The following is a 10921-nucleotide window of genomic DNA, read 5'->3' as shown; positions in this document are numbered from 1 at the left end:
GGTCCACGCAGTTGTACGCGACGTTGAGCTTGCCGTCCGCGAACCACTTCGCGAAGGGCGGGTTCGTCCAGTCGAGCGTCTCGGTCGGCTCGGTGACCCAGGTCAGCCGCCGGGCCTGCTCGGCCCAGAAGCCCAGCCGGTCCGCGTCGGCCTGTGCGTACGCAGCCTCGGTCACGTTGGCGGCGGCGGCCAGATCGGCGGGCGGTGCGAACCGCCGCTCCTCCTTGAGCAGATTGGCCAGGCTCTCGTTCCTCAACAGATTCTCCTTCTGGACCCGTTCGTGGTGCGTGTGCCCCGCGCCCGCCCCGACGAACGCGGGGCGGACGGCGGCACGGTTCGATCATGGCCTGCCAGCCGGGCTCCGAAGGCCGGTCTTTCGGTGCTGCAGAGCAAAGTTGTCGGTGGCAGGCCGGCCGCTGTCTGGCTGCGGATCGTCGCTGGTCTTCCTAGCGGCCCGGCGTCGGCCGTGGTGTCCCGTTGCACCGTGACGGTGCGGACCGAAGGAGTGGGCCGGGTCGGCCGAGGAGTTTGTGTGAGCACCTGTTTTCGCTGGCCAACTGCCCCGTGGCTCTGCTGTGATCGCCATCTCGGGCCCCAGGCGGAGCGTGCGGTCAGTACGTCGCCGGGGAGCCGTCCCACGGACCGGTCCCATCGGCGTGCGGCGGCGTGTCCCGCCTATCTCATAATCATCACCCTTGGAGGAACCTCATGGGCACCACTCGTACCGCGTCCACCGTGTGGAAGGGATCGCTGATCGAAGGGGCAGGCGAGGTGACGCTGGCGTCGTCCGGCGTCGGCTCGTACCCGGTGTCGTGGCCCGCCCGCGCCGGGCAGCCGGAGGGGGTGACCAGTCCCGAGGAGTTCATCGCTGCGGCGCATGCCTCCTGTTACTGCATGGCGCTCTCGCACGGGCTGTCCGAGGCGGGTACGGCGCCCGAGTCGCTGGAGACGCAGGCAGAGGTGACCTTCGAGCCGGGTACCGGGATCACCGGCATCGCATTGACCGTACGCGGATCCGTGCCGGGCCTGTCGGCGGAGGACTTCGCGGCGGCGGCCGAGGAGGCCCGGCGCAACTGCCCCGTCAGCCAGGCGCTCGGCGGCGTTCCCATCACCCTGGCCTCCGCCCGGCTGGGCTGACGGCCCGTGCCCGTCCCGGGCCGCGCTCACCGCGGCCCGGGACGGGCACGCCGGCGCTGCTCGACGCCGTAGCACGGCCGTCCGGGCGGTGTCCCGGGCGCCGGTCACCGCCACCGTTCTGCGTGGCCGGCTGCGTGGGCCTCCCGGGGGACGGCACGATCGGCCCGGCCCGTGGGCTGCCCGCCCGCACGGCGGTGGGACCATGGTGGCTCGGAATCGGCCGTTCAGCAGGTGACCACCATCGGATCCTCGGCCCGAGCCGTGGACGGGAACGGTGGAACAGCACTATGGGCGGGCTACGGATCGCGGTACTCGGGCCGCTCCGGGCATGGCGGGGTCAACGTGAGCTGGAGACGGGATCTGCGCAGCAGCGTGCCGTCCTGGCCGCGCTGGCGCTAAGGCGCGGCCGCGTCGCCTCTTCGGCCGAACTGGTCCAGGACGTCTGGGGGGCGCATCCCCCGGCCAGCGCTCCCGCCGCCCTGCGCAACCACGTCTCGCGGCTGCGGACCGCGCTGGAGACCGGATCCGGCGCACCGGAGGTACTGGTCTCCCGGGCAGGGGGCTACGCGCTGAGGCTGAACGCCCGGGCGTTGGACGTCGCCGAGGCCGAAGAGCTGGGCGCCGAGGCGGAGGCTGCCAGGGCACGGGGCGATCTGGCGTCTGCCACCCGCCTGCTGAGCCGGGCGGAGGGCTTGTGGGACGGTGCCCCGCTGACGGGGGTCCCCGGTGAGTACGCGGAGCGGCATCGCGACCGCCTTTCGGAATACCGGCTGGTCCTGACCGAGACCCGGCTGGAACTGGAGCTCCACCTCGGACTGCATGCCCGGGCCGTCACCGAGCTGACCGCGCTGGCGGACGAGCACCCGCTGCGCGAGGGCCTGCGTGCGCTGCAGATGGTGGCGCTGTACCGATGCGACCGGCAGGGTGAGGCGCTGGCCGCGTTCGCGGCGGCCAGGAGGCTACTGGCCGAGGAACTGGGAGTCGACCCCGGACCCGCTCTGGCCGGGTTGCACCAGCGCATCCTCGAAGCCGATCCCGCCCTGTCGGCACCGTCGTCATTGCCGTCGCCGCCGGAGGCGGCGTCCCCGCCGGCCGGCGAGCGGACGGGCGAGCAGGCCGGATCCGGCGGACAGACGCGTCCGGCCTGGCCGCGGCCTGCTCAGCTCCCCCCGGACACGCCCGACTTCACCGGTCGCGAGGAGGAGGTGGCAAGCGTAAGCGCCGCCCTCGTCGGCGGAGCTCCGGGGCGGGGCACTGCGCCCGTCGTCTGCATGATCCACGGCATGGGCGGTGTGGGGAAGACCGCCCTGGCCGTTCACGCCGCCCACGCCGTGCGTGATCGTTTCCCCGGCGGCCAGCTCTATGCCGATCTGCGGGGAGCCGGACGGGAGGCCGTGGATCCGTACGATGTCCAGGAGCTGTTCCTCCGGGCGCTGGGCGTCGCGCCGGGAAGCGTTCCGCGTGACCGCGACGAGCGCACCGCGCTGTACCGTTCCTGGCTGGCCGATCGGCGCCTGCTCCTGCTGCTGGACAACGCGGCCGACACGCGCCAGGTGGACGCTCTGCTGCCGGGCACGTCCGGGTCCGCCGTTCTGGTCACCAGCCGGAATCCGCTGATCTTCCTGCCCGCGGCCGGCCGCACCGTGCTGGAGCCGCTCAGCGAGCGGGACGCACGCAGCCTGCTGGAGCGGATAGTGGGTGCCGACCGGTGCCGTCGGGAGCCGCAGGCGACACAGGACCTGGTGCACGCGTGCGGCACGCTCCCCCTGGCCGTGCGCATCGTCGGCACCCGCTTGGCGGCGCGGCCTCGCTGGTCCTTGTCGTTCGTGGCGTCCCGGCTCGGCGACCCCGGGCAGCGGCTCAGCGAGCTGGAGAGCGGAGACCTGGCCGTCGAGCACGTCTTCCGGCTGGGCTACTCGGCGCTGGACGCCGACCAGGCACGGGCCTTCCGGTTGTTGGCGATTCCCGAGATCACCGATGTGTCGTCGGCCGTCGCCGCGGCGGTCCTGCAGTGTGAGCCGCGCGCGGCCGAGGCCGTCCTGGACGACCTGGCCCATGTCGGGCTGCTGGAACCGGGTGACCCCGGCCGCTACCGCTACCACGATCTCCTACGGCTGTTCGCCCGCCACCGGACACTGGAGAGCGACGACTCGGAGGTCCGGCGTGAGGCCCTGAGTCGGACCGCCGGCTTCCACCTCTCCGGCATGGCGGCCGCGCTGCGGGCGGAGTGGCCCCACAGCCGGCTGCCCGCCGCGGCCGACCGGCAGGACCTGCCGGGCGGTCCGGTTCTCCCGGACGCGTCCCACGCACAGCAGTGGGTGATCAACGAGCTCGGGGCCATGCTCGCCGTCGCCGGCCAGATCATCGACCACCCCCACCGGCCGGTCGGCGCACAGGACACCCGGACCTTGGCTAGTCTGCTGGTGCTGCTCATGCCGTACACCGACCTGTGTCTGCCGTGGAATGTGCTGGAGGGCCAGGCCCGCAAGTTGCTGGACGCCGCCTCGCGGCACGGTGAGAGCATGGCCGAGGTCTTCTGCTGTGTCGTCGCGGCCATCGCCTGCGCTCGCACCGGGCGGCACGAAGAGGCACGGGAGCTGGCCCTCCGCGCCCTTGAGACCCCGGGTCCGCCACAGCAGTTGCTGGCCCACCGCCTGGTGCACGTCATGGGGATGGTGGCCGCGGTGCGGCCGGGCGGCCTGGAGGAGGCGATCACGCACTTCCGCCGCGGGCAGGCCATGTCCCGCCGGATCGGGGAGTTCGGTGTGGCCGCCCAGTGCGAGTTCGGACTTGTGCGGGCGTACCTGGCAGACGACCGGCCCAAGGAGGCGCTCGAGGCCGCCCGGGACGCTCTGGCGAGCTGCCTCGAGGCCGAGAGTCCCGCCTGTGCGGCGCTCGCCCGTCGCGCTCTGGGTGAGGCATTGGCCGCACTGGGACGGCACGGCGAGGCCATGGCGGAGTACCACGAGGCTCTCGAGTTGTGCGAGGCCGGCGGGATGCGGACCCAGCACGCCCACACATTGCTGTCCTGCGCCTCGGCGCTGACGGACGCCAGCCGGCTGGAAGAGGCCCGTCCGTTCGCGCGGCAGGCGCTGGCCGCGCTGGCGGAACTCGGTGACGGCGCGGGTGAGCAGCGGGCTCGGGCCATTCTCGACCACACCTGAGCGGTGCCCCGGCTGGCGGGCGGTTCGGCCGGTTCACCGGGCGTGGGGCCGACGGGGCGGGCGTCGGCCGAGGCGACGCGGGTGGCCGGCCGAGGCGACGCCGGTGGCAGGAGCGGGCGCCGTTGCCGCATACGTGTGCCACGGAGCCGGCGGTGGGGAGGCCCAGACCTCCATGCCCTCCGCGGGGATGCGGTCCTGGACGGAACGGCGGCTGTGCATGGTGGCTACTGCCTGGAGGGCGTGCTGGAGGTCGTCGCCCTTCTGACGGCAGCCGCGGAGGATCTTCCCGATCTTCATGTGGGCGAAGGCGTACTCGACGCGGACCGCACCCGCCGGTGTTCGGCGCGGGCCCGGACCGGGGCCGGGCGACAGGCGTGCGGGAATGCGGGAGGGACCGAGGGTCCTCGGGGTGGGCACCGTGGGGTCAGTGAGCCGTTACCGCACACCTTCGTCCCGTACCGGGAACTTCGGTTGTCGCGGTGCTCCCGTCTCTGTTGATGTTGAACAGCCGCGCCGGAATCCCTGCGCAGCCCCATGAAGGATCAGGAGACATCGTGAATTCACAGAACGATCAGCTCGTCGTTGTTCCCGCCCCGCAGACGCGCGGCCTCTCGACCCCGGCACGCATCGGGATCATGCTGGCCTGCGGTGGCCTCGCCCTTCTGGGCAGCGTTGCCGTCGCGACGGCGCAGGAGGACGGCAAGGTCGCGGACGAGCGGAACTCCGGCGGGGTCACGACCCTCGCGCAGGGCTGGAAGGGGCGCTACTGATCCGGGACGCCTGACCCTGACCGTCGGGGCGCCGCTGCCGGACTCGCTCCGGGGCCCGTTCGGGGCCGGGTGACGGGCTTGCCCGCGACGTAGGTCCTATTCGTCGACGCCGCCCCGCAAGAACTGACCTTGCGGGGCGGACATTACGGCGTCACGGACCGCACGACGCCGCAGCCAGCGCGTGCGCAAGCCCAGAGCGGCCGTCGATGGCGAGCTTGCCGTAGGAACTGGTGAGGTGCGCCTCGACGGTGCGCAGACCTACGTACAGCCGCTGGGCGATTTCGCGGTTGGTCATGCCCTGGACAGCGAGTTCCGTGACCCTCCGCTCCGTGGGTGTCAGGGCGGTCGCCCCCTGGAAGGTCCGTGTGCGCGGGCGGTCCCCGACCGCCCGCAGCTCCGCGAGCGCCAGATCGGTCACCGGCGTCGCACCACACTCGTGGGCGACGCTGGCGGCCTCCTGCAGGCAGGCGCGGGCCTCGGGCAGCCGCCCGGCCTTCCGGGCCAGAACGCCGAAGTCGGCGAGGGCCTGGGCGAACCGTACCCGCGCCGGTGTACCTCGCAGGGTTTCCACGGCCTCGCGAAGCAGTTCCAGCCCCTCCGGTCCGCCGGTGACGAGGCCCATGGCGCGCAGGGCCGTGCCCACCGTCTCCGGCGTCCCCCAGCCGTGGGCGAGCGCCAGCTCCGCTTCGGCCAGCGCTCGGGCCGCATCGCCCTGCCGCAGCTCCGTGTGGACCAGTGCCGCCTCGGAGCGCCAGGGGTGGAAGCCCGGGCCGGAGGTACCGCGGGCGCCGGCCCGTTCCCCGCACAGCAGGAAGTCGGCGAGGGCCTTGTCCAGCCTGCCCTGGGCGACCCGCAGTCGTCCGCGGACCATGAGGACGTAGTCGTTGACCCAGTTGGAGTTCAGTTCGCCCGCGAGATCGGCGCGTTGGAGCAGCTCCTCGGCCTCGTCGGGCCTGCCCTGTCTGACCAGGGACTCCATCAGGGTCGCCGTGGCGAATACGGCGAAGCTGTGGGACGGGCCGATGCCGATCCCCTGCAGTTGCGCCAGGGCCGAGAGGGCGTCGGCCTGACTGTCCAGCAGGCGTCCGAGCCCGCACAGCATGCTCGCCCGCACACCGATCGCCTGGACGTGTCCGAGGACCGAAGCACGTTCCCGGGCCTGACCGACGGCGGCTTCGGCGTACTCCAGCGCGAGTTCCGTCTCCCCGGCCGCCCGCAGGGAAATGACCGCGTCGTAGTAGACGACGGACGCGTCGGACATCGGGTCGGCGCCTCGTTCCAAGGCCGTGCGAGCCAGGCTCACGGCTTCGCCCGCGCGGCCGGCCATGGCTTCGCGCAGACTCAGCAGGGCAGCCAGGGGTCGGCGGACGCCGGTGTCCGGAGCGTCGTCGACGTCCAGCTCCTTGAGGCGCCGCACGGCGTCCGGGGCCGAAGCGGCGTTGGTCAGGGCGATGTGGATGAGGTCGATCTCCAGGCGCATGGCGTCGGCCGGGTCGGCCTCCCTGAGGGACTCACAGGTGGTGCGCAGGACCTGGAGGGCGTCCGGGTATCGGTCCAGGGCCAGCAACGCGCCGGCCAGTCCGCGGGCCACGACCGCGCGTTCGCCCGGGTCCTGGCACAGTTCGAGGCTGCGTTCGAAGCTGCCGACGGCCACCGGAACGTCGAAGGCGAGTTCGAGCCGGCCCAGGAGGGCGAGGAGCCTCGCGCGCGATTCCTCCTGCGCGTCCTCCCGCAGGGCGCGCCGTACGTACGTCGCGGCCCGGGCGAGGTCACCCTGCTCGTAGGCCCGTTCGGCGGCCCGGGCCAGGACTTCGGGTGCCCATCGCTCACCCAGCGCGCCGGGCAGGAGGTGGGCGGCCACCCGCTCGGCCGGCGCACCGTCGGCGTGGAGGGAGCGAGCCGCTCTGACATGGAGTTCCATCCGCCGGCTCGGCAGCACGGTGGTGGACACGGCCACGGCCAGGGACTCACACACGAGGGAGACCTCGGATCCGGTCTGGGTTGCGCACCCGGCCCGTACCAGTCCGTGAACGGCGTCCGCGACCTGTGACACGGACAACCCCACAGTCGCGGCCAGCAGATCGGTGCTCGGGGAGCCGCCGAGTACCGCCACGGCCGCTGCGGTCGTCGCCGCGTGCGCGGCGAGCGGCTCCATGCGGGCGAGCAGCGCGGGGCCCAGGTCGGCCGGCACGTACTCGGCGATCGGTGCGGTCAGGCCTGCGTCGGCCGGGCGGCGGGCCCTGATACCGCGCAGGACGGCGCGCAGCAGGAGGGGGATGCCGGCGCTCGCCTCGCGGCAGGCGGCGGTGAAGGCGGTGGGCGGGACGTGCCCCAGGATCTCCTCGGCCAGCGAGTCGACCGCGTCCTGGGCGAGGCCGCCCAGTGTCAACTGGTGCCGGAACAGGGGAAGGACGGCCGCGAGCGAGTCCGTGTTGGGGTGTGTCCCCTCCTCGGCGAGCGCCGCGAGGACGACCACGGGGAGCTCGCCTCCTCGGCACAGCAGGTAGCGGAGCCAGCGCAGCGAGGCGGGGTCGGCGCGCTGGAGATCGTCGATGATCACCACCAGGCGCTTGTGGCCGGCGAGTCGGGCCACCTGCCGGTAGAGCTCGCCGAGGGCTGCCATCTCCTGGCCGGCCGTTCGGGCTGCCAGCGCTTCCGGTGGCATCGTCCAGGGCGCGGAGTACGGGTCGCTGTGCGCGGCGAGGTTGGTGCGGGGGGTGTCGGGCGAGTCGGGTGCGACGGGCGGGACGGGAGCATCGACAGCGGCCATGTGCTCGAAGAGCTGGCGAACCATGCCGAAGGGCAGATCCCGTTCGAGGGGGTCGACCCATGCCGACACCACGTGGAGGCCCGGATCCCGGCGGGCCCGGGCCAGGACGGTGCGCAGCAGTGACGTCTTGCCGCTGCCCCATCCGCCGCGGAGGAGCACGGGGACGCAGCCGCCGCCCGAGGCGGTGAGCAATCGCGCGAGCGCGTCCAACTCGTCATCGCGGCCGTGCAGCACCGCCGGGGTTGCTACTTCGTGGAGATCAATCACTGTCGGGCTCGTCTTCATGTCACGCCGGGGCTGTCTCAAGGGCGGCCCCGGCCTGTGCGGGCGGGGCCGTGTTGCGGAACCGGCGCGGCGATCGGCCAAGGGGGGCTGCCCCGCGATGCCGGCGGAGAGGACCGTGCCACGCACGGTCCCACGATCGTCTACGCGCGTCACCGGCGTGTAAGTTCCACGTCATCGCGAGTGCGCCGCCTTCGTCGGTCATCGCCCCGCCTGGCCCTGCCCGCACCCTGCCGGTGCGCTCGGCCGACAGGGTGGACGCGGGCAGCGTGTCCATGGACAGGAGGGAGCAATCAGCCGATCAGAGCACCTCTGTCGGTGACGAAACCCAGGCTTCCGGGGCGGGCGTCGGCGCGCGGCGCCGCATGGACCGGGGCGTGGCCGGCATCGGCGTGTGGAATGGGCCACGGCGCGGTGGCTGCCGCCGACCGGGGCGGCGACCGACGGCGTGTGACGGCAGCCGGCGTCCTGCCTGCGGTCGACAGCGCCACGGGGGGGCCGGGAACGGCCCGTCCAAGGGGGGGCCAGCAGTGGCTATTGCACCCCTGTCCCGGGTCGGGCCCGTCGTTGACACGCGGGAGGGGCTGTGAGCCGCACCCGGACAGGTGCTCGTGGTCCGGGTGAGCCGAAGCACAGTAGTTGTCACCGGCAGAGCCAGTTGAGCTGGTGAACGAGGCCGGGCGAAGCAGGCTGCTTGTCACCAGTGAGGCACGCGGCTTGTCACAAGTGCTCGTTTGGCAGCCTTCCTGTCACCAGTAGCAAAGATCGCAAGCCGCGGGCTGTCGGGGGCGATGGACAGTCTGGTGGGGGCTGATGGGGACGGGGCGTCCGGCTCGGTCCAGGACCTCGTACACGAGCTGGCGCTGTCGGGTGATCCGATGCGTCACTTCACCCGGTGCCAAGCGGAACGGACCCGGCCTGCAGCTTCGACCTTGGCGAGGGCGGTAGTGGCTGTCGGATCCGCCTGCCACCCCACGCTCAGGAGATGTGTCGGACCGGCTCTGCTCCGGTTTGGAGCAGGAAGTCGGTGAGTACTTGGGCGAGTTGTTCGGGCTGGTCCTCGGGTATGAGGGTGGATGAGTCGGCGATCTCGATCAGCCGGCCCTGCGGGTACACCTCGGCCAGCCGGGGGCCATGCTCACGCGGCATCAATCGGTCCTCGGTCGCCCAGACGACCAGTACCGGGCGGTCGAAGTCACGCAGTCGCTCACTCCAGGCGAGCAAGGTCTTGCGTTCGGGTGCCCCGGTGGCGAATTTGGCGAAGTCCCTGCGGATGGCCCTGCTGCGGGTGGCGGGAGCGAACCAGTCGTCCATGATCTCGTCGGGGACCCCACGCAGGCTCATCCCGCCGTATCCGCCCCGGCTGTGACGGAAGGCGGGAACGCGCATGAGCCGCGTCAAGAGCCAGACGCCGCCGGGAACCCTGCACACCTGCGCCATGGCCTTGGCCGGCCCTGGGGGAAAATTGTCGAAGGCCTCGCAGGCCACCAGCACCAGGCGCGCGATGTGCTGGTCCTGCCCTTCCGACACCAGGAACTGGCCCCCGCCCCAGTCATTGAGTACGAGGGTCACCTGGCTCAGACCGAGCCCCTCGATGAACTCGCCCAGGAGCCGGGCGACACCGCGCTGGGACAGGTCGGCATCCGGGTTCATCGGCTGACGGTGACCACCCAGAGGCAGCGTGGGCAGGACGCAGCGGTATCCGTCCAGCAGCGGGACCACCTTGCGCCACTGGGTCTCGTTCATCGGTAGACCGTGGCCGAACACCAGCACAGGCCCCTCACTGCCGGTGTCCTGGTAGTCGATCGGTCCGGACGACAACTCAATTCTCGGCATCCCAACTCCTGGTTGATAGATCGTTCTACTGTAATCTTGGAGGGGAAAGGGAAGGCAGGCAATGGGACAGACGGACACGCGAGCCAGGATCCAGGGTGCCGCCACAGTGCTGTTCCGCCGACATGGCTACTCAGCCACCGGCCTGAAGCGGATCGCGGCAGAGGCGGACGCACCTTTCGGCTCGATCTACCACTTCTTCCCTGGCGGCAAGCAGCAACTGGCCGAGGACATGATCCGCACGTCCGGAACCGAGTACGGCCGAATGGTCCTGGCTCTGCTGGACAGCGTGCCGGACCCGGCGGAGTCCCTCGTGCACGCATTCGAAGCAGCCGCGGACGACCTCGCAGCGGCCGACTATGCCGACGCGTGCCCGATCGGGACGGTGGCCTTGGAGGTCGCGAGCAGCAATGAGGTGTTGCGGGTCGCGACGGCGGAGGTTTTCGAGGAGTGGGTCGGCGCGGCGACACGGTGGTTCGGCCGCTGGGTGGCCGAACCGAAGACGGCGCAGTCCCTCGCGCACTCGATGGTCATGATGCTCGAGGGGGCTTTCATGCTCAGCCGGGCTGCCCGTGATCCGGAACCGCTGCGGGTGGCCGGCCGATCGATGGCCAAGTTGTTGTGCACAGCCATCACTCAGCCCGGCGAGGAATGATCTCGAACAACGAGAAAGACAGCCTGTGCATGAGCGGCGCACAGGTTCACGGCCAGCGCCACGCGCCAGAGGACCGCTGCACCGCCGCAAGGGCGTTGCCGCCCCCGTCCAGGCGGGCAAGCGCTGGGGGGCGGAGCGCACACGCGCGTGGATGAGCGACTACGGCACTACGAGCCGCTGCCGCTGGGATGGCCGCCCCACCACCCGACGACTCAAGTGATCCATGCGCCGGTCGGTCAACATCACACCGGTCGGTGACAACAAGCCTGCCTTGGTGACAACTACCGTGCTTCGGCTCACCGGGTGCGCG

7 protein-coding genes and 2 pseudogenes are annotated in these 10921 nt (G+C 71.8%); 5 read left to right on the top strand and 4 right to left on the bottom strand.

Translation table 11 applies throughout. The features are described from left to right. Positions 1–256, bottom strand: a 256-nt coding sequence (locus ACIQK6_RS41215; protein WP_402697556.1) for an acetyl-coenzyme A synthetase N-terminal domain-containing protein, incomplete at its 3' end; no start/stop codon positions are given. Positions 257–708: 452 nt separating this feature from the next. On the opposite strand from ACIQK6_RS41215, the gene ACIQK6_RS41210 reads away from it, so the two are divergent. After that, entirely contained in the window at positions 709–1137 is a 429-nt protein-coding gene (locus ACIQK6_RS41210) for an OsmC family peroxiredoxin (protein WP_329105044.1), read from the top strand. A 287-nt stretch (positions 1138–1424) separates the two neighbouring features. Beyond that, on the top strand, positions 1425–4301 hold the full coding sequence (locus tag ACIQK6_RS41205; RefSeq protein WP_329105042.1) for a BTAD domain-containing putative transcriptional regulator: 2877 nt from the start codon (positions 1425–1427) through the stop codon (positions 4299–4301). A 210-nt stretch (positions 4302–4511) separates the two neighbouring features. Here the strand turns inward: ACIQK6_RS41205 and ACIQK6_RS41200 are convergent. Next, a pseudogene (locus tag ACIQK6_RS41200) lies at positions 4512–4645 on the bottom strand (IS5/IS1182 family transposase); the annotation flags it as partial. 210 nt (positions 4646–4855) lie between these two features. On the opposite strand from ACIQK6_RS41200, the gene ACIQK6_RS41195 reads away from it, so the two are divergent. Next, positions 4856–5071, top strand: a complete 216-nt coding sequence (locus ACIQK6_RS41195) for a hypothetical protein (protein ID WP_329105038.1) — start codon at positions 4856–4858, stop codon at positions 5069–5071. 151 nt (positions 5072–5222) lie between these two features. On the opposite strand, the gene ACIQK6_RS41190 is transcribed toward ACIQK6_RS41195, so the two are convergent. Then, positions 5223–8108 (bottom strand): AAA family ATPase, encoded by a 2886-nt coding sequence (locus tag ACIQK6_RS41190; protein ID WP_402697554.1) that lies wholly within the window; start codon positions 8106–8108, stop codon positions 5223–5225. 993 nt (positions 8109–9101) lie between these two features. After that, positions 9102–9959, bottom strand: a complete 858-nt coding sequence (locus tag ACIQK6_RS41185; protein WP_402697552.1) for an alpha/beta fold hydrolase — start codon at positions 9957–9959, stop codon at positions 9102–9104. Positions 9960–10020: 61 nt separating this feature from the next. Here ACIQK6_RS41185 and ACIQK6_RS41180 point away from each other — a divergent pair, with 61 nt between their 5' ends. Together ACIQK6_RS41180 and ACIQK6_RS41175 are read left to right on the top strand one after the other, a co-directional pair. Then, positions 10021–10611: a TetR/AcrR family transcriptional regulator gene (locus ACIQK6_RS41180; RefSeq protein ID WP_329105032.1), complete on the top strand. Its 591-nt coding sequence runs from the start codon at positions 10021–10023 to the stop codon at positions 10609–10611. A gap of 85 nt (positions 10612–10696) precedes the next feature. Continuing rightward, a pseudogene (locus ACIQK6_RS41175) lies at positions 10697–10831 on the top strand (IS5/IS1182 family transposase); the annotation flags it as partial. Positions 10832–10921: the final 90 nt, after the last annotated feature.

This window comes from Streptomyces sp. NPDC091682 (genome assembly GCF_044756625.1).
In the GTDB taxonomy this organism is placed as follows: domain Bacteria; phylum Actinomycetota; class Actinomycetes; order Streptomycetales; family Streptomycetaceae; genus Streptomyces.
Note: the sequence above shows the minus strand (reverse complement) of the source record. Positions and strands in the feature narration are given on the sequence as shown.

Excerpts from the sequence above, each read along its gene's own strand:
- ACIQK6_RS41205 (WP_329105042.1), top strand. The coding sequence starts at position 1,425 with ATGGGCGGGCTACGGATCGCGGTACTCGGGCCGCTCCGGGCATGGCGG.
- ACIQK6_RS41180 (WP_329105032.1), top strand. The coding sequence starts at position 10,021 with ATGGGACAGACGGACACGCGAGCCAGGATCCAGGGTGCCGCCACAGTG.
- ACIQK6_RS41185 (WP_402697552.1), bottom strand. The coding sequence starts at position 9,959 with ATGCCGAGAATTGAGTTGTCGTCCGGACCGATCGACTACCAGGACACC.
- ACIQK6_RS41210 (WP_329105044.1), top strand. The coding sequence starts at position 709 with ATGGGCACCACTCGTACCGCGTCCACCGTGTGGAAGGGATCGCTGATC.